A 20,433-nucleotide genomic window follows, 5' to 3' on the forward strand; every position below is an offset into this window, starting at 1 on the left:
TAAAAAAACCCAAAATCAATGATTTTGGGTTTTTTTTATGGAGTTTGGATGATTTATGGCTCATATAAAATAATTAGAGAGGATACTGTCCTAAAAAAGTTGTAAAGTTTTTTTTGTACTTTTATAATTCTAAATAAATATACAATTATGAACTTTACACACGCTATAAATTTCGGAATTATTATTGGAAATTGCAAATTCAGAAAATGCCACCAATTTGCAAACAGCCAAAGGACCCCCTTCAGTGGCTGGGGGGCTCTTATACTACTACCACCCCGACCATTTGGGAACTAGTACAGCTTTGACAGATTTTTTTGGTAATGCATACCAAATCAGAGATTCATCGAACTCCGCTGAAAAAAATACCAAAGTGAGATAATTTTTCTTAAATTTGCCTTTTGGAGAAATAACATTCATCGAACACCGCTGAAAATAAACGCTTGTGAGATAGACAATGGCACAACAACTATTACAACAGCCCCTACAAGTTTAACGGCAAGGAGCTAGACGACGAAACAGGGTTTTATTATTATGGGGCAGGGTATTATGACCCGAGGGTGAGTATATGGATGAGTGTGTATCCGTTGGCGGAGAAGTATCCAAACATATCTCCTTATGTTTACGTTGCTAACAATCCTATCAATGCTATAGATCCTGATGGTAGAGAAATAATATACGTTATCTATAACAAAGATGGTTCTGCCAAAGAAGAATTAAAATATAGAAATGGTAATTTTTATCATAATCGTGGTGAAGGAAAAAGATACAACCCAGGGAAAGAAAGTTTAAGTCCAAATATGTATAAAGTTTTAACAGCATATAGAAAGATTGAGAAATCTAACGATAAAGAATTAAAAAATATGCTATCGACATTAGCGGACTCCAAACAAACACATTATGTTACACAAGGAGAAACCAATCAAAATGAGGTAGATTCGCAATTTTATCCTGAAAATGATTTAAGGAACTATCAAGCTAGACAAGATGTTAAAAATGGTGAACCTGTGGACACAATGACTCATTATGATTTTTCTGAGGAATCTAAAAAAGATTATGAAAGACAAGAAGGTGTGCCAGATTCAGATTTTAGTACAGTTGTACATGAAATGAGACATCAGTTTGATTTTGATCAGGGAAATTTGGCAGATTCTAGAGGCAAAAGATATAATAAGTCACCAGCAGAAAAGAGAGCGGTCGATAGTGAAAACAGAGCTCGAAAAATTAATAACTTACCTAAAAGAACTACTTATGGAGGAAAAAAATTTGATATTGATTAAGTTTTTTTTGTTATTATTGATATTTGTTTCTTGTTCAAAAGAGAAAAATAAAGAAATAAATTTTCATGCCTTTTATTCTGAAAATGGTAAAGCAAATAGTAATAATAGAAAAATAAACAGTTATATTTTATTTTCTAAAAACACCGTTGGACAAATATGTTTAATTAAATCAAATGATATTTTTTATACATATAAAAAAAACAAGATAAAAGATAAATATGAAGTTTTTTTTAATAATGTATTGTCTCAAAAGACTTTAATGGAAATAGATTCATTAGATTACATTTGTTTTAAAGTAGATAATAATATTGAAAGTGATTTTATAAATTTAAAAAAGAACATTATTTTAAATAAATATACTGTTAAAAGCTCTAATGATAAGAGTTATATAATTAAAAATAAACTTAAAAACAATGAAATTTTAAGTGTTGCTTATACACTTTTTAAAAGTGGTTATGCAGTTACTTACAATGATTATTTAGGTGTGTATTATGTTAAAGAGTTAATGATTGTAACTGATGATTAAATTACATAATTGTAAAAATTAAAATTCCGATGTCGCGGATATGTCCTTCAACGGATATTGTGGAATTGCATTCAGTGCCCACAAAGAGAGTAAAATCAAATACAAACTACAACGATAAAAAGTTGTGGTTTTAAAACTATTTAATTTTTAAAACCCTGTTAGCGTTTATATGCTAACAGGGTTTTTAACTTAAAACTTGAAGCTAAATAAACTTGAAACAAGCAACAAAAAGTCAACTGAAAAACTACTTGTCTATTTTAGCCCTGATGGGAGCGGCATCCTCTTGTGGAGCGGTAGCGGAGCAAGAGATATAGCGGACAGCAGGACAAAATGGGTGTTGGAATGGGGTTGTGTGCTTCTTAAAAAAATCCAGATTGCTGTTGCAAGTATCCTTTGGTGTACCTACTAAATAAAATGAAAAATGCCACGTAACTGTTACATTTTGTTGTAAAAAAAACACGCAATTGCCTGTTTTTTTTATTTTAGAGGATATTTTTCAGGATTTTGCGAGGTATGAAAAACGGCATTTAAAAATACGGTTTTACTGGGTTCATCTACAATAAAAAAAGCGATATATGGAAATTTACTAAAAGGCAAAAAACGATAATTATTATCGTGAAACTGGCAAAACGGATTTTTTTGTAAGGTTTTGTATGTTTTTTTAAAATCTTTTATAAAATCATTAGCTACTTTTTTACTTACTTCTTCAACATAATAAGAAACCGCATTTTTAATGTTTTTAGAAGCAATTGGCGAAACAATAATCTTATAGTTCATATTTACTTTTTAAATCATCATAAAGTTTATCAGCATCAATATAAGTGCTTTTGTCAGAATTAAGTTGGCTATCTAATTGTTGTTGTTGTGCTAAAGATAAAGTATAAGGTTTGCTAGATGCTGTTGGTTCTATAAGTGCATCAATATATCCAACAACACGTTCTAAAACACTTTGTGGAGCGTTTTTAAGTTTTTCGTTTAAAGTGTTAAGAGTTATGGTTTTCATAGTAAGCAATATTTTTATTCTTTACAAAAATACAAAAAAATAAATAATAAAGTTTATTTTCTAAAAAGAGTGTTATGCTTATGTTATTATATGCTCAGCTCCGCAAAGATTACCATCTGAAATGCTCCGCAAACGTCTCCCCCCCGTTGGTGCACGAATCCTTTCGTGTACCAACTAAATAAAAAGCCAAAAACCACAACTCTAAAAAGTTGTGGTTTTAAAACTTTTTAATTTTTTAAACCCGACCATTTGGGAACTAGTACAGCTTTGACAGCTATTTTTGGTAATGCTTATCAAATCAGAGATTCATCGAACTCCGCTGAAAAAAACACCAAAGTGAGGTAATTTTTCTTAAATTTGCCTTTTGGAGAAATAACATTCATCGAACACCGCTGAAAATAAACGCTTGTGAGATAGACTATGACACAACAACTAGGCAACAACTATTACAACAGCCCCTACAAGTTTAACGGCAAGGAGCTAGACGACGAAACAGGGCTGTATTATTATGGGGCAAGGTATTATGACCCGAGAGTGAGTATATGGATGAGTGTGGATCCGTTGGCGGAACTTGCTCCAAATAAGACACCATACCATTTTTGCTCAAATAATCCAATAAATAGGATTGATACTGATGGAAGATGGGATATTGAAGTTCATGCATATAATGACAGAAGTAAAAGTGGATATGCAGTGATGATAATGAGAGACAATAATGGTAATGAGGTTTATAGAACTGTGGTAAAAACTATTGGAACTGGAGGAAGAGTTAGGAATATAGGAAATTCAGATACTCCTCAAGGCAATTATAATATTTTAGGCTGGAGAGAAACAGGAAATAAAAGATACAATTCTGTTAGTTTTGGACCGAATGATTTGCTAGCATTAGACTATAAAGGAGATGAGGGTGGTAGCCGTAACGGTATGCATATTCACGGTGGTCGACAAGAAGGTAAATATAAAGGAAGAAAGGATTTAGCAAGCACACATGGTTGTATGAGAATAAACGATGATGATATTAAAGTGATGAAAGAAATCGCAACTGGTTTAGAGAATAATGACAAAACCGAAAAACCTGGAATATTAAGTTTGACAGATGATTTATCTTCACCTGTGAATTATGATAATAATAGACATAACGCAGGTACAGATCAATTCCCTACTCAATCACAAGCTCCACAAGATATGTTTCAAATTAAACAAGAATTACCAGCGGTAAAAATTGATAATACTTTTGTGGCACCTAGAATTGATTATTCAAAAGAAATAAAAAAATTATAAAAGACTAATGAGAACTAAAATTTATACAATTATTACATTTTATTGTTTTACATTTTTTTATTCATGTAATAAGAATAATGCCGATTTAACCAGAAGTGTTGCTTCTGCCAACGAAAGCAAACTTCCAAATAGTAGTAAATCTAAAATCAGCCAAAAAAAAGTTGAAAAGAAAAAACAATCTAGAATAGAAAAAATAATTTCTAAAATAGAAAAAAAGGAAAAATTAGATTTAGAAGAATATGATTTATTTTCAAATTATATTCTAAACAATAATGACGAATCGTTTTCAGAAAATACGGGTTACTTATTATTCAATTATTTTGTTGACAACAAAAGTAGCATTAAAGATTTTGAGGACTACCTGATAACTAAAGATTCTAAATTTAAAGATAAGCTATTAGTTTATTTAGTTAAAGTTATGTGTATTGATTTAGCTGATGAAAAGTATAATTATGAGAAACTAATAGATAAATTTATTTTTTTTAAAGGAAATTTAAAAGTTAAAGAATCTTTCAAAGAATGTATTAAAAATTATTAGTTTAAACATAAAAAACCTTTTCAATTTGTAAGGGTTAAAAGCAAAAAGCCCCGAATTTCGGGGCTTTTTTTATAAAATAAACTTTTTTTCATCTTGATAATTATTCCAAAACCGCAAGAGCTCAATAGCATTATTTTCAAAACGATAATACAGCGTAATTTGTTTTAGAACAGGAACTTGAAACGTGTTTTTGTAAACTGTGGGCTTGAAAGTTAGGTTTTCTTTGGTAAGTAAATCTATAAGTTGATCTACCTTATCCATAAAATGATATACTTCGGTTAGTGTCCATTCTCTTTCCAAGTATTCAATATTGTTCCAATAATCGATTTTAGCAGGTTCAGACCAAGAAACTATTGTCATTGCTTATTGGTTAAAAAGATGTGGAAAACGTTTTTTGGTTTCTTCCATTACGATATTATGGGGTGTTGTTCCTTTGGTTTCTATAGATTGTAAAGCCTCGTCTATGGCGTTTTTTTGTTCATTAGACAACAAACAGGCTTCAGGCGAACTCATTATAGATTTTACCTTTTCTATAAGAGAATAGTCTTGTAATTGGCTAATCCAGTTGATAATATTTAATTTATCATTTTGCAATTGTTGTATGTTCATAATGATTTGATTTAAAGTGTTGCTATGTTTTTCTGAAAGAAATCTTTAAATTTCTTTTGGGTTAAAAATGTATCTACCATTTTAAAAGCCATATTTTTTTCTTCGGGTTCAAGTATTTGTATTAGTTTAACTTGTACCAATAGCGTTTTATTTTCTGTAGTTACTTCAGTAGGAATTCCGTTTTCATAATTTATAAATTGGTCTGTGGCTATTCCAAAATATTTAACAATTTTTTTTAAAGCATCAATAGAAAGTTCTCTTTGTCCATTTTTAATTTTAGAATAATTGGAACGGTGCATTGCAATAAGGTCTGTAATTGTTTGTTGCGTTAATCACTTTTGTGCTCTTATTTTCTTAATGCTTAATCCTGTACTCATTGTAATTATAAAGCAAAAGTAATCAATTAAAAGACAAAATAAAAACAATGTTCCTTTTTTTAAACATATTGTTATCTATACGGAACATTTTATATGATTTTGCAAGGTATCAAATAGGAACAACTAATTCATCAACAATTTTAAAACAACGGAAATCTCATCTATAAAACAATCTCTCACTTTAGAACAAGTCTTAAAAAACTACAATTTGCAAGCCAATCAAAACAAAATGCTCAATTGCCATTTTACAAGGATAAAACGGCTACTTTACAAATTAGCACAAAACAAAATTAATTAAAAAAAGGATAGTTATTAAAAAGTTTATCATTTTTTAGATACTGTTCTAAAAAAGTGAATTTAGGATTTGCAAACCTCAAAGGTTTCCAAAACCTTTGAGGTTTACAAATGGAATACTAGAAGGATTGCCCTTGGTAACACTTCCAAAAGTGGCAATCTAGCCCCGACTGGAGTGGAAATCCTTTTTGTTTTTTCTTTAAAAACAAAAAGATTGTAGCGAAAGGCGGGAACTGGCCCTGCGTGGAAATGCCAAAAGTGGCTGCTGCTGCTATTTTTGATTCATTTGTAGGATTTATGACGAATGGTGGTTTGTGGTTGAATGTAGGTATAGTAATTTTGCAAATATAGTTGCTATTTGTTCGTTTTTTTTGATGGATACTATTATTTTTACAGCATGATAAAAACCTGTAAACCATGATAGAGCATTCGATTTTTGATAACGGTTTAGACCAAAATCCAGCCAATTTTACGGCCTTGAGCCCGCTTTCATTCATCAAGCGTACGGCATTTGTATATCCTGATTATACAGCGGTTGTATATGGTAAAATTCGTAGAACTTGGTCCGAAACCTATACCCGATGTATGAAATTAGCATCGGCATTAAGTAAACACGGCATCAAAAAAGGTGATACGGTATCGATAATGGCACCTAATGTACCTGCTATATTTGAAGCACATTTTGGAGTTCCAATGACTGGTGCTGTGCTTAACACCCTTAATATCAGATTAGATGCTGCTACAATTGGTTTTATGCTTGAACATGCTGGGACAAAGGTGTTGATAACAGATATTGAATTTTCTGCCACTATATTGGAAGCCATAGCTTGTTTAGAAGATCCGCCATTGATTATTAATATTGAAGACGAGCATGCAGAAGGGGGTAGTTTAATTGGTGATTTGACTTATGAAAATTTTATTGCTCGGGGTGATGATGTGTTTGAATGGGAATTGCCTTCGAGCGAATGGCAGGCCATTTCGCTTAATTATACGTCTGGGACAACGGGCAACCCCAAAGGGGTGGTTTACCACCATCGGGGGGCTTATTTGAATGCTGCCAATAATATTATTACTTGGAGTATGCCACAGCATGCCGTTTATTTGTGGACTTTGCCCATGTTTCATTGCAATGGGTGGTGTTTTCCGTGGACATTGGCAGCCCAAGCCGGCACTAGTATTTGTATAAGAAAAGTAAAAGCAGATGTAATATTTGAGGCTATAGAAAATGAAAAAGTAACCCATTTTTGTGGGGCTCCCATTGTTTTGGGGTTATTGACGAATGCGTCCGAGGCAGACAAAAAACCTTTGCAAAATACGGTATATGTGATGACGGCTGGTGCTGCACCACCTGCAGCCATCATTGAAGGTGTAGAGGCTATGGGTTTTAAAATTACACATGTATATGGATTGACAGAAACCTATGGGCCAGCCGTGGTGTGTGCCTGGCAATCGGAGTGGGATGATTTACCCATTTCGGAGAAGGCAGATTTGAAGGCCAGACAAGGTGTGAAATATTTGTTTTTGGAGGATGTTATGGTTGCCAATCCTGATACTTTAGAACCCGTGCCAGCAGACGGCACCACAATTGGCGAAATTTTTATTAAAGGCAATATTGTAATGAAAGGCTATCTGAAAAACGAGCCCGCTACACAAGAGGCTTTTGCAGGGGGTTGGTTTCATACTGGCGACTTGGCGGTGTGGTATGCTGATGGATATGTGCAAATAAAAGACCGATCGAAAGACATTATCATTTCGGGAGGCGAAAACATATCTACCATCGAAGTAGAAAGTGTTTTGTACAGGCATCCTGCTGTTTTAGAAGCTGCTGTTGTGGCCCGCCCAGACCAAAAATGGGGCGAAACGGTTTGTGCATTTATCACACTAAAGCCCAACCAACTACTAACAGAATTAGAAGTTATACAATATTGCAAACAACATTTAGCAGGTTTTAAAACACCTAAAACAGTCATTTTTTCGGAATTGCCCAAAACATCAACTGGTAAAATTCAAAAATATGTATTAAGAGCCGAAGCTGCTTTGCTTGAATGAAAAAATGTTTGAAAACTTTTGGGATAAAAAAACAAACGGTTGATGCTTTTGGCATTAACCGTTTGATTGAAATGACTATCAATTGAAATAATAGTGCAAGCCAACGCCAAAGGTTATGGATTTGAAATGTATATTTGGTATTATATGCATTAATAAAAAAACAACAAAAAGGTAACCCTATTTTTTAAATAAATTACAATAAGAATGATTTTTTAAAAATTCACATGATATACATCGGTCGAATTTCGTTGAATGTCAAAAGCTTCAAAAGCACCTGATTCTGGAATGATTTCCAAAATATCAAAAGACATACAACCCTTTGGAAGCCCTTCAAAAACAAGCGTAAAATGATGTTCCACCTTATTAATATATAGCCATTGCGGGTATAATGCAATGTTAAAATGTTGTATCAATTTGCATCGATGATTACTTTCTTTTGGGAATAAATAAATGGTAGGCCATACCCGCAATTGCCAGGGTATATTTGGTATATATCTTGCATGACAATGAACAATTACTTGTTTCTCAACATCAATTTGAACGTCACTCAAAAGCTCTGGAGTCATTTCTATTTTTTCTTCTATTAATTCCATAATGATTGTTAACCCAACTTGCCGAAAACCCAACACAAAACCCTGATTATCAGTAGCTTTTTTTTATCAATGGTACACTACATGAACTTTTTTAGTTTTTCTAATAATTTTAAATTTCAAGCAATCGTAAATCTTTTGTACTTCTTCTATGGGTTTTGAGGTTTTTTCTATGGTTAGATTTTTGGTTTTTGTTGGAAGTTTTACCTGAACTAAACTTTGTGTGTTCAGAATTCTCACTATATTTTGCCAATCATAATTTACTCCAGCATCTTTCAAATAATATCGTATTGCATTGACAATCTGATAACTAAGAATGGTTTGATAGATATGTCCTTTTACTTTTATATCGGTTTTATGATAAACAGGACGAATTAATAAATCTGATTTTAAACATCTAAAAGTGGCTTCAACCTCTCTAATAATATTGTAAATTTCCCACAATTTATTTTCTTGTACGTCTTGATAATTTGTTCTAATAAAATATACGCCTTCTTGTTTGGTTTGGTTTTCTTTTGGTTCAATTTTCGACCAATTTACACTCGTAGCTATAAGTTCATTTACTTGAATATCAACTTGATATCTTGAGCTAACTAACTTGTGTTTTTGTTTTATTCTTCCTAGTCTTTCACTAATTTTTAGAGCGTTTTTGATGGTTCTTTTTTTAGATAATCCATCGTTTAAATTTTGTAATTCCTCAAGATAAAGCTTTTCTAATTTTTCAGCCATTGAATTTTCTTTAATCCTTTTTTGCTCACTTTTTACATACATCCAATTATCGGCATGCTTTTCAGACTTAAATACTTGTAAATCAATAGAATTCCCTTTATTATCAAAGACTTGAATCAGCTCTTTTTCTGGATTTATCTCATAATTTTTTATTTTATTCCGAGCCACAGCAACATATTTCATCTGTTTGCTAGTAATCAATTCTAAATTGTCTTCTGTAGCAAAACCAGCATCCATGACAATTGTAACATCTTTAATTGCAACACCTTGCGTTTCAAAATCTGCTAGCAATAGTGCTATAGTTTTGCTATCGGACATATTGCCTTGATAAATTTTTGAATGTTTAATAAACCCTTTACTATCAATAATTCCAGTAAAAACAACCTGCTTACAATCATATCTTTTTTCTTTACTTCGTCCAAATTGGGCAATCTCGCTAGTGGCTTTTCGTCCTTCAAAATAGAGGTTTGAAAGATCATAAATAACAATAGACTGATCGATGTCAAAAAGCGTATTGATATTAGCATACAATTTTTTATCAATTTGCATTTGAAAATCGTGTAATTTATCTAAAATAGGATATAAATCCCTGTGAGTGAACGATTTATTATAATCAATAATTGAGGTTAAAGCACTATTATCACGAAGAATTTGAGCCGTTTTTTGTTCAGATGCACTAAAAATGGTGCGCGATAAAATGCTCAATTGTGCCATTTTTATATCCGATTCAGACCAATTTAACTCTTTGAAAATTTGTTCAAAACCTAGTTTTTGGTACATTAAATTGCAAATATTTTCAGCTCCAAAAGATTTAGAAGCTACAACATCAATACTTGCAACATCAATTTCTTGATAATCGCTTCCATCGTGTTTGGGAGGAGATGAAACTACTTCAGAATAATCTGTATTTTGAGCAAATTTTATTTGAAATTTTTCAAAATATTTAGTAGCCAAATCAATTGAGGTCTTGTTTTGAACAGGAAAAGCTAGCTCTTGATTGAAAATTTTAGCCTTCAATAAAACTAACACCTCGTTTTTAATATCATTGTTAAGTAGTTCAATATCAGAGCCTAAGCTCAATATATTGGACTGTTTTACCTTGCCATTAATCCTTGAATTTTGGGCAAGCATAAACTGGTAAAAAATTTTACCTTCTTTAGAATTTTGCTTTTTTACTACTCTTATAAACATTTTGCAAATATATCAAACGCTTATTAAATAAACAATAATCATACCTCACTACAAACGAGATTTACAAACTACTGAAAATTTATAAACTGCTGATTTTAAAGCTTTTAAATTTTTTAGACTCAAGCAACAACCTTATATTTAACATATATTTAACACAAAATACACTTGTTGCTAATTTTTAAAATGCTAAAATCGGCAAGTTGGGTTAAGTCAATAGATAATTCAATAAAATCATCAGCTGGAGATGGAAAACCTGCACTAATTCCAACATCAACAAAAGGTAGTTTAAACTTTGTTGAATAGTCTGGAGCATAAAACTCAAATATTTTAGTGGAATGTAAACTTCTTAATTTCATTTTACAAAATTAAGAAAGTTAGGTTTATTTTGATATGAAATTATGGTAAATATTTATTAACGAAATGAAACAAACAAAGAACTGGCTTTAGGAATACTTGGACTAAATACGGTTTTTGTGCAGCTGAATGATGTAATAACTATTATAAAGTAAATGCAAACTACTTATTAAGTGAAGGATGTTGGAATGGAATGATGTTTATTTTAAGGTTTTCCAAATTGATATAGTTTTTACATTTATAATTGATTTATGATTAGTGTCCAATCATTTTTTCTTGATTTATCATCTTCGTTGAAGTCTGAAAAGTTGAACCATCTAAATTTTACATCTTTCTTTGCTTCTCCAGTTCTTGAGTGTGGTTTGTCAATATAATTGATGTAGGTTTCGTTTACTCTATCTACAAAATCATCGTATTGGTATAAGTAAAATTCATTTGGTGCATTTGTTTTTAGGTTTACTAATGCTAGAAATAAATTAGGATTATTTTTTCTTGTAGTTATGCCCGTGCTTAACTTCCAACCTTGTTCGTTTTTCAATCCCATTGTTTTAACCTGTATAGCAACATGTTTTGAGCCATCATTATTTGTTGCAATAATATCAAACAAAGGATTGTTTTTTGGGGTTAATAGTGGCAATATATTGAGTTTACTTAATTCTGAACAAACAAAATATTTTCCTGCATTTTCTGTTAAATTATAAGTGTTTTTCATATTTAGCAATCTAAAAGCAATTAATTATACTTTAAAATAACCTAATTGAGTTTAATGGTAAACCTGTATCAGTGAACTTTATTCCTTCCCAAAAATCAGGATTACTTGATTGGTCTGATGTAGAAAAAACATTTTCATAAAAAACCTTTAAAGACTGATGTTTTGCTTGATTTTCTTTAATGATAGTGTGACCTTGTAAAATATTGTAAATTGTTTTCCCTCGCAATAATATGCTATCACTACCTGTTTCTTTATAAAGTTTAGTGTTTTCATCAATGATAATATCAAATCTAAACGGCTTTGAAGTTTTTTTATCATTCATTTCAAAATGTAGTTTTGTACCAACCGCAAGAACATTTCTAATTTTAACTAACTCAAAATAAGATTTAAATAAATTTAAGCACTCTTCAATTTCCGTTTTAAATTTAGCATTATCAATATCATCGTGACTTGAAGAGTTTAAAAAGAATTTTCGATACTTGTCTAATTCTTCAAATGGAGCTTCGTTAATTTCATTTTTTAATGCAAAGTTTTTGCATTTTACAATCATACCGTTTAAATCAAGACTTGAATAATCTTCTGTAATTGTGTCGGTTTTAGATAGAAACTTTTTACAAAATGCTTCGGCAGCTTTTCTTAAATTATTAGCACTTTCGTCTAATTGATTATCGTTTAAAAAATCTTCTGCTTTTTCAACATAACTTCTGTTCTTTTTTATATCTGGACGAGTTGTTAAACCATCTTTCTTTTCGTGTAATTCGTAATATACCCAATTTTCTTGTTCGAGAAGGCTAATTTTATATTTAGCCATTTGATAAAACATTTTATCGTGTGTGAGAATGATTAATTGGTAATTATTTACAAACTCGTCTGACATTAATAATTCTAATACCTTTTCACGATTTTTCATATCGAGACTTATTAGCAAGTCATCTAATACAATGAATTTTAAACAATTTTCTAGTCGTTTTGAGCTTAAGATTGCTAACCGTATAGAAATTGCTATGGCTGATAACTTGGCTTCATTTAAAAATGAATGTGGTTTATAAACCGATTGAGTTTGTGTGTCATATTCGGGAATTATTATGCGAAGTACAAATGGAACTGGTTCATAGACAGTTTTACCTTTATAATATCCTGCTTCTTTTTCTAAACTTAAATAAAATGGAAATGTATATCCTAACTTTTGAAAGAAATTTGGAGCTTGAACATTGATATAATCAATAAGTTTCTTTAAACTATCATTGAATGAATTTACTAACACGTCAAATTCTTTATACTCATTACTGCCTTTGTATGCTTTTATTTTTTTTGGATTCGTGCTATTAACACTATCTACAACTTCGTGGCCTTGTTCAATTTCTTGCCATATTTCGGCGGCATTAGTTATTTGTTTTAGAACTCCATTTCTAGTGATTTGAACTCTTGGAAACTGCACATATTTAAAAATATCGGCTACAAATACCCAAAACAAATCTATTTTATCGGAATGGCGAAAAGCAGAAATGCTAGACAACATTCTGTAATTAATAAAGTCTGATGCGTAGTTAGTCTGCTTTGCATCAATATTTGTATTTATTAACGTATCGTTTTTAGAAATCTTAAACGTTTTTGAAGGATTATCAGTAGTAATTAATTCTATATAACTATTGTAATCGTCTGAACCAATTGGATTTTCTTGTGCGTGAATATTGATTAAATTATCTTCAATCCTGATGATTTTACTAAAGTATTTTTTAATGTCATTATCATTTGATTTTAAAGACGCTTCAAATAATGTATATAACGACCAATAAATCGATGACTTACCACTACCATTTTCGCCATATAATAACAAGTTATTATCATTAAACTCAATGGGGTTTTCGTCTCTAAAAAACTTAAAGTTGTTAATTTTTAATGATTGTATCCTATTCATAAACCTTATTTTGTTGCACTATTAATTACCGAAAGTATGTCAGGACTTTTAATGTCAATACTATTAATTCGTTGTCTAACTTTGTTATCGGCAGTTTGCAACCACAAATAAAAGTTTTTAATTACTTCTACCTTATCAGTATCGTTGTGTAGATTATCAATAGGTTTTGGTTGTATGAATTGTAAAACATCTAAATCATTTTGTTTCATATGTTCCTCAAAATAGAGCTCATAGACCATCATATTTAAAACTTCTTCAATATTTGAAGCTAGTCTTTCATTTGTTGTATGATCTAAAATTTGAATTTTTAATTTATTTTTTAAGAATAACAAATAATCTACTAAAATCACAAATGAAATTTGAAATTCAGAATTAATAAGTCTAATAGGTAAACCATCTATTTCATAACAGTTAACATTACTATTTGTACTTGTTTTTCTAAACATCCAATTAATTAAACTTGAATTTGTTAATGCTAATAAATATTTAATTTCTACCTCGTTTGAAAACTCATCTTTAATAATTATATAGTTACAAGAATTAGCACAAAAGTTACCATCATTTAGCATTGTCATCACCAATCTAGTTTTATCATTTGCTCCTGTTATACCTTGCAAAGCAATTCTTTCTTTTTTATAATGGGTTGACTTTATTGTTGTCCCATAATCTTTTAAATACATATCTAAATCTAAATACTGTATCTCACCTTGACTAGGCGTATCAGTAATAAAATACCTTTGAACTTGAGCTCCTTTGATAATTTTTGGAAAATTACTGTTTGAAGTAAAATAACTTTTGTGAAAAGTCATATTCAATTCACCTTCAATACATTTTGCAAAATCAGATAATAAATTAAACTTAGATTCTTTAATTTTTAAAATAATCTCTAATTCTTGATATTCAATATTTGGGATAATTAGATTTTTTTTATCAAATCTATAAATATCCTCCTTCGAGAAAATAATAGTGTTTTTTATGTTTGATTTATCTCTCCAATTATTAACCTGAAATGAATACGTTGGAAGTTTTGTATTTCTACTCAACATAATGCAAACACTCATTTTAGCACTCTCAAATACTCTTGTATGAATATTATCTCTTTCAGGGTAACTATCAATTTTTATTATATGTTGCTCATCAATAAAATATTTTCTCAATTTTGAAGCAGAATTATCAGCTAAAAATGAATTTTGAAATATTTCGCACATAATACCATCTTTTTTCAGCAGTAAAACACTTTTTGCTAAAAATAATTTATAAGCATTCAATTTACCTCCTTTTGTTATTTGATAATCTGGATGCTTGTTGAAAATTTCAATCTCTTTAGATTTCTTACCTTCATATACGTCATATGGTGGATTGCCAATAACAATATCAAATCCTTTGTTCTTGCCGTGATATACTTCGCTAAAAAACAATTCAAAATCAAAATCTATTAAATATGGAGAGAATTGATTTGCTAGTTTTAAAATTTTATGAGTGGTTTTATTTATTTTTTCTTTAAGGTCTTTTTTAACTTTTGAGTCTTTTGTTGAGAAATACTCATCTTTTAAAACTTCTAACTCTTCAGCTTCGTCAACATTAAACACACTATTTGGTGGAATGTTTAGTAAACTATTGCCACGCATAATTTTAAAATCTAAATTTGGTAATGGTTGCGGTTTTTCCTCGTCTACGATTAAACTCAACCAAAAACGAAGTCTTGCAATATCTACAGCTCCGGCATCAATATCTACACCATAAATACTTTCTTGAATTATATGCTTTTTTATTTCAGCTTCATTTTTTTTCCCCCATCCTTCATAATTATGCAAAATAACCATAAGGTTAAAAACTTCTTGTAAAATTCCCATTGGAAAAGCACCCGAACCAATTGCAGGATCACAAATTTTTACATTTTTAAGAATTCCAATTAAATCGTGTGCATTTTGTTTAATCCAATTTTCCTCACTTTGTAAAAGTTCAGTTTGTTGCATCAACTTGTCGATTACATTTCTCTTTGAAATATCATAATTTGTAACAATATGTTCTTTTAAACTTTCTTGGCACATATAATGCACAATCTCTTTTGGCGTATAAAATGCACCTTTATCCTTGTTATCTTCTAAAAGGTTTTCGAAAATATGCCCTAACATTTCTGGGTCAACCGCTACTGTTTGCTCATCTGGAGCATCTTCGTGAATAGTAAAATTGAAATCGTTGAAGTATTTAAATAACTTTTCAAAAATAATTTTAGGCAGTTTTAATTCATTATATTTTTCATCTATTGTATTATCAAACAAACCACCATTAAGATAAGGAAAACGTAATATTCTATCTTCATTTTCAGAATTGAAATTATTAAGAGTGGTAAAGAAAAGCGGTACTAATTCTTTACTATAAAAATTATCATCGTTATTGGAGTTTTTAAATAAGTCATATAAATAATTCATATTTCCTTCTCCCCAATTTTTGCCTTGTGGAACTGCTAACCAGCCTTTCTTTTGGATGAAATATAAAAATACAATACGTCCCATCATTCTTTTACAAAAATCACGAGCTTCTCTTTCGGGTTCGCTACTTTTAAAAAGTTCCTTTAATTGATTATTTGGTTCCGAAACCGGTTGTTCAACAAATTTGTTACCCTGTTTTTTGTAACGTTTACCCGTTAAATATTCAACAAAATCTTCGTAAGTATCTTTATATTTTTTAAAGAAATCTTTACTTAATGCTTCAACCGAAAATGCTTCTTCAAAGTCATTTAGACTTAATAATTGAAAAATGTTCTGCTGTTGTTTGTTAATCAGTTTTTCAAAACGGTCTGATGCAGTTCTGGCTTTTTCGCCTTTACCGAATAAATAGGTAAAACGTTTTGGAGCTGTTTCTTTATCTTCAATTAGATTGGTATTTTTGTTTTTTACTTTTCGTTTACTAATGTAACTGAAACGCCATTTATCACCTTGAACAAATACAACCATTGCACCTGCAACTTGTGCAGAAACTTCTTTTATAAGATTACGCAAAGCAACTCTATTACGAGAAAGATTTACTTTAGGTGCTAATTGAATTTCAAAAATACCAATCTTAGTAAAATCATCAACTGCATAATTACCTAATGAGTAACATTCGGTATATAAATCGCTTTTGCCCAATTGCAATGTGTAATCATCTTTGGTCAACTGGTTGTTTGTAAATTGTGTTTTAATGAAGTCTTTCCATACAGTACGGTTGTATGGTGCTTCAAGAATACTTCTTATTTCGGTTACTGTCATTATTACTTTTATCTTTATAAAAAGGTTTCTGAAATTATAATTTTAGGATCTAACGGTTCAAGTTCTTTTTTGATATTTCGTTTAATCTTTGATGTATATTTTTGAGATAGTAAAATTATATCTCTTTCTAACTTAATTGCATTTTGTTCTTTTCGTAATTTATATACTTCGTTAGTTAAGCTAGAATAGGTTCCGTTTTGTAATAATGGTAACAAATTCAACGCTGCTTCTCGTGATTGTTGCGTGTCAAAAATAGTTGCAATCCAATTAGAAACTGTATTGATTACTGATTGTGTTCTAACATCTAATTTATCATCACTACCACCAATCATATCTGGAGTTGTAATGTCTTTCTCGAATTGGTTTACAATGCTGTTTATTTGCGTATAATGTATTTCTGGAATTGGTAAAATTCCTTCTTCATCTTTGCTGGCTTCAAAAATTTTAACCGCTTTTTCAAATGGTATTACTGATGCTCCTTTTTCATTTTGAATGTAAATATTTTTATACTCTCCATTTTTTACAAAAGCAATACTTTGTTGGTTGTCTTTTATATTACGGATACATCTTAATTTTAAAGGCATTTTTTTAATGTTACTAAACTCTGTTGGATATTTTTCCTTAAAAGTTCGTAGCCATTCTAAATATTCGGTTCTAATGTCTTTTTCTTCCTCTTTTTCTTCAAACATATTGAACTGGTCAATAATTTCATCAAGTGTATAAATCTTGCTATCTTCTCCAAATGTACTATGAGCACTTTGTAATTTTACCAATGATTTTTGACGCAAGTTAATTCGTTTGTCTCCTTGTTCGGATGGATAAAAATTATAATTGTATATGTATTCTGCTTTTGTTCCAATACGATTAATACGACCTAATCTTTGAATTAACTTTGTTGGATTCCAAGGTGTGTCATAGTTTACTATCACATTAGCACGATGTAAATTGATTCCTTCAGCTAATACATCGGTAGTTAAAATAATATCAAAATCATCTTTGAATACACCTTCAAAATTGGCATCAAAATTTTCACGTATAGTTTCAAATTGTCTGTTTCTGTTTTCAGAAGTGATTGAAAGCACTTTATAATTGGTTTCTTCTTTTAACCTTTCTGTTAGATAATTTAAAGTATCTGCACTTTCGGTAAAGATTACTAATTTACCTAATTCGTTTTTGGTTTTATTGAAATATTCCGTTTCTAAAAGTTCTATAAACACATTCCATTTTGGGTCATTATGTGGCTCTATCAATTGCCATTGCTCATTTAGTTTTACTAAATTTTCATAATCCACTCTTAATCCCTCAATAAAACCATCTTTGAAATCTTCTCTTTTGAAAACTCTATTTTTTGGTTTGTCATCGTCAATCTTTAAGATTTCAATTTCAATTTCTTCATCGGTCATTCCTTTGTTTAACAAATCTGAAATATCTAAATCAGGTGCAATAAAAACACTATCTCTTTCATACATTTCAATCATTTGCTTTGTAGAAGTAGTTATTTTATTTAATGATTTTTTAAAAGCATAGAAACTACTTTCCAATCGTTTTATTAATTGGGTTTGCATAATGTAAGCTAACGAACGAGAAACTGTTTTTGCGTTTTGGTAGGTTCCGGCATTAGCTTCATCAGTTAAATATGCGATGGCTTGATAACGGAAAAAGTCTATTTTGGTTTTATCAATAATACTGTTTGCTGTTTCTAAAAATAATGCTGCTAAATCAGAATTAAGTTCATACTCGTTTTTAAATGGGTCAGCCACTTTTGGGAAAATAATTCCTTGAGCAATCAAATCATTTTTATAACGTTCATTTTTAAATAAATCTGTTCTTGTTCTTCTGATAGTAATGTCTTTAATAACCAAGTCTCTAATATTTTCAAAAATATCGTGAATTGCATTTAAATCTAACGGTGTTTGTTGAATAAGAAGTTTATATCTTTGAGTATGCGGATAAAAAAACTTTTGTAAATTAGTTACAGCCAAATTACTATTTCTGATGTCTTGAAATAAAGAAATAAGGTTATAAATATCGTCAGGTTTATTGTTTAAAGGTGTTGCAGAAATCAATACTACTTTCTTTTCAAAACCTTCAATTCCGCCAATATTTTCGCGCCCTGCTTTGCAGATGATTTGTAAATTTTGAAATTGCAAACTACTATGGTTTCTAAATTTGTGAGCTTCATCAACCAAGATTAAATCATATATTTCTTTATCTGAATAATTATGGTCGCCATCAACAATTTTATTTAAACTACCATTAGCTATAAAATGACATTTTTCATCAATTCTAAATTCTTTGAATGTACTTTTCCAATTCTTCTCTAAAGTTGGAGGATAAACAATTAGAATTTTAGTTTTTGGACCATTATTAATAATGAATTTTTTTGCTAATAAAGCTGCCATAACCGTTTTACCTGTACCCACTACATCGGCTAAAAAGAATCCATTATGTTTTAATAATAACTCATAACCTTGATTAACGGCATCAATCTGATAGCTTAATTTTTTGAACTTTTTAAGCGGAATATCACTAATGCTATCTGGATCATAATCTATGTTTTTACCAAAGAATTCAATTAAGAATTTTACATATAATTCAAAAGGTGTTGGAGTTACATCTAAATAAGTTTTCTTAATTAATGCAGGAGCATCAACTGGAAGTATTGGAGTGCTTTCAATCCATAGTTTTTCAAACTCTGCATCAGCAAATTTTACGTTTTCATAATCTCTTAATTCAATATTCATTTCATAATTGAATTGAACATTCTCCAATCCTAATCCTTGTGCTGATAAATTGGAAGAACCCATTATTACCATACCATTAGGATTGTGTTCGTTGAAATTTGGCGATAAGAAAATATAAAATTTTGAATGTAATTTTTTAGAGTTGTGTGCTCTTATTTCTATTCTATTTGAAACAATATCATCAATTAATAATAATATTCCTTTCTCTATTTCACTGCTATATTTCGCTTTAAAAATGTCATCTTGAATTTGTTCAATAAAACTATCTTTAGCTTCTTTAGCTTTAAGATTAAACAATAATCCTTGTTTTTGGGCTAATGCAATGAATGGGTCAACATTAATTCCTGCAATGATTTTAACTTTCAAATCTGGTGGAAAGTGTTCACGAACTGCAAAATAGCCCGATGCTCTGAAATATCCAATAACTGATTTGAACATTTCGATATTTTGCATATTAGTAAAAATACCTTCAAATTTTTTGTAAAGTGTATTTTCTCCTTGATTTGTAAAAAAGTTTGATGCCATTATTAAAATAAAAAAATTAAAACACAAAAATAATATATTATAAGTTATATAAAGCTTTTTTTATTTTCAAATGTTTTTAAAACAAAACGCCCCATGCACTTTTGAGACTGTTTTTTTTGAATAATTTTAGCAAAAAGGCAAGTAAATAAAGCTATTTGGTATTATTGATCACTTATTCAAAAAAAACAAGCAAATTGAGATGGTTTTATACAAAAGTTTTATATTTTTGCATCATCAATTAGTCGTCGAATAGCGGGAACTATTTGAGGTTTTTAGACGTATTTATTGGCTCAACAAACGGGTTACTAGCTGGTTTTTTGAGCTTTTTTTTATGCTTTTTGGATACTATTTCTGCCTGTTTTTTTTATATTATTTTGTTTAAAACAATATATTCTTAATATTTTTTACCTAATAATCTTTGATTTTTCGTTTTTTTCGTTTTTAATTTCCAAAATCAGTGCTGTT

Annotated in this window: 15 protein-coding genes and 2 pseudogenes; 5 read left to right on the forward strand and 12 right to left on the reverse strand. The window is 30.0% G+C overall.

The genetic code is table 11. The features are described from left to right. Nucleotides 1-530 precede the first annotated feature (530 nt). Nucleotides 531-1,277: pseudogene (locus FBFL15_RS00535) on the forward strand (RHS repeat-associated core domain-containing protein); the annotation flags it as partial. Beyond that, nucleotides 1,249-1,803, forward strand: a complete 555-nt coding sequence (locus tag FBFL15_RS00540; RefSeq protein WP_044031951.1) for a hypothetical protein — start codon at nucleotides 1,249-1,251, stop codon at nucleotides 1,801-1,803. The pseudogene FBFL15_RS00535 and the gene FBFL15_RS00540, both read left to right, overlap by 29 nt. Nucleotides 1,804-2,280: 477 nt before the next feature. On the opposite strand, the gene FBFL15_RS00550 is transcribed toward FBFL15_RS00540, so the two are convergent. Together FBFL15_RS00550 and FBFL15_RS00555 are read right to left on the reverse strand one after the other, a co-directional pair. Then, a complete protein-coding gene (locus FBFL15_RS00550; protein ID WP_014082742.1) occupies nucleotides 2,281-2,580 on the reverse strand; it encodes a type II toxin-antitoxin system RelE/ParE family toxin in 300 nt (99 codons plus the stop codon). Continuing rightward, nucleotides 2,570-2,806, reverse strand: a complete 237-nt coding sequence (locus tag FBFL15_RS00555) for a hypothetical protein (RefSeq protein ID WP_014082743.1) — start codon at nucleotides 2,804-2,806, stop codon at nucleotides 2,570-2,572. The genes FBFL15_RS00550 and FBFL15_RS00555 overlap by 11 nt, the downstream gene beginning before the upstream one ends. Nucleotides 2,807-3,226: 420 nt before the next feature. Here FBFL15_RS00555 and FBFL15_RS16435 point away from each other — a divergent pair, with 420 nt between their 5' ends. Next, on the forward strand, nucleotides 3,227-4,087 hold the full coding sequence (locus tag FBFL15_RS16435) for an RHS repeat-associated core domain-containing protein (protein WP_044031959.1): 861 nt from the start codon (nucleotides 3,227-3,229) through the stop codon (nucleotides 4,085-4,087). Between the two features lie 7 nt (nucleotides 4,088-4,094). Further along, nucleotides 4,095-4,625: a hypothetical protein gene (locus tag FBFL15_RS00565; RefSeq protein WP_014082744.1), complete on the forward strand. Its 531-nt coding sequence runs from the start codon at nucleotides 4,095-4,097 to the stop codon at nucleotides 4,623-4,625. 69 nt (nucleotides 4,626-4,694) lie between these two features. On the opposite strand, the gene FBFL15_RS00570 is transcribed toward FBFL15_RS00565, so the two are convergent. The 3 genes and pseudogenes from FBFL15_RS00570 to FBFL15_RS00580 form a co-directional block, all read right to left on the reverse strand. Continuing rightward, the gene (locus FBFL15_RS00570) at nucleotides 4,695-4,985 is read right to left on the reverse strand and encodes a hypothetical protein (protein ID WP_014082745.1); all 291 of its coding nucleotides are present in this window, start codon (nucleotides 4,983-4,985) and stop codon (nucleotides 4,695-4,697) included. Between the two features lie 3 nt (nucleotides 4,986-4,988). Next, nucleotides 4,989-5,234: a hypothetical protein gene (locus FBFL15_RS00575; protein ID WP_014082746.1), complete on the reverse strand. Its 246-nt coding sequence runs from the start codon at nucleotides 5,232-5,234 to the stop codon at nucleotides 4,989-4,991. Nucleotides 5,235-5,245: 11 nt separating this feature from the next. Further along, nucleotides 5,246-5,554 (reverse strand): annotated as a pseudogene (locus tag FBFL15_RS00580) (helix-turn-helix domain-containing protein); the annotation flags it as partial. 768 nt (nucleotides 5,555-6,322) lie between these two features. Here FBFL15_RS00580 and FBFL15_RS00585 point away from each other — a divergent pair. After that, a complete protein-coding gene (locus FBFL15_RS00585) occupies nucleotides 6,323-7,954 on the forward strand; it encodes an acyl-CoA synthetase (protein WP_014082748.1) in 1,632 nt (543 codons plus the stop codon). A gap of 212 nt (nucleotides 7,955-8,166) precedes the next feature. On the opposite strand, the gene FBFL15_RS00590 is transcribed toward FBFL15_RS00585, so the two are convergent. The 7 genes from FBFL15_RS00590 to FBFL15_RS00620 all read right to left on the reverse strand — a co-directional run bounded on the left by FBFL15_RS00590 (nucleotide 8,167) and on the right by FBFL15_RS00620 (nucleotide 19,968). Continuing rightward, nucleotides 8,167-8,547 (reverse strand): hypothetical protein, encoded by a 381-nt coding sequence (locus tag FBFL15_RS00590; RefSeq protein ID WP_014082749.1) that lies wholly within the window; start codon nucleotides 8,545-8,547, stop codon nucleotides 8,167-8,169. Nucleotides 8,548-8,613: 66 nt separating this feature from the next. Then, a complete protein-coding gene (locus FBFL15_RS00595) occupies nucleotides 8,614-10,464 on the reverse strand; it encodes an IS1634 family transposase (RefSeq protein WP_014082750.1) in 1,851 nt (616 codons plus the stop codon). Nucleotides 10,465-10,613: 149 nt separating this feature from the next. Next, nucleotides 10,614-10,820, reverse strand: coding sequence for a S24/S26 family peptidase (locus FBFL15_RS00600; protein WP_044031960.1), 207 nt, complete (start codon nucleotides 10,818-10,820; stop codon nucleotides 10,614-10,616). 236 nt (nucleotides 10,821-11,056) lie between these two features. Then, nucleotides 11,057-11,530, reverse strand: a complete 474-nt coding sequence (locus FBFL15_RS00605) for a hypothetical protein (RefSeq protein WP_014082751.1) — start codon at nucleotides 11,528-11,530, stop codon at nucleotides 11,057-11,059. Nucleotides 11,531-11,561: 31 nt separating this feature from the next. After that, nucleotides 11,562-13,448, reverse strand: coding sequence for an AAA family ATPase (locus tag FBFL15_RS00610; protein ID WP_014082752.1), 1,887 nt, complete (start codon nucleotides 13,446-13,448; stop codon nucleotides 11,562-11,564). Between the two features lie 5 nt (nucleotides 13,449-13,453). Beyond that, entirely contained in the window at nucleotides 13,454-16,699 is a 3,246-nt protein-coding gene (locus FBFL15_RS00615) for an Eco57I restriction-modification methylase domain-containing protein (RefSeq protein WP_014082753.1), read from the reverse strand. Nucleotides 16,700-16,713: 14 nt separating this feature from the next. After that, a complete protein-coding gene (locus FBFL15_RS00620; protein WP_014082754.1) occupies nucleotides 16,714-19,968 on the reverse strand; it encodes a helicase-related protein in 3,255 nt (1,084 codons plus the stop codon). Nucleotides 19,969-20,433: the final 465 nt, after the last annotated feature.

Source organism: Flavobacterium branchiophilum FL-15 (genome assembly GCF_000253275.1).
Classification (GTDB): Bacteria; Bacteroidota; Bacteroidia; order Flavobacteriales; family Flavobacteriaceae; genus Flavobacterium; species Flavobacterium branchiophilum.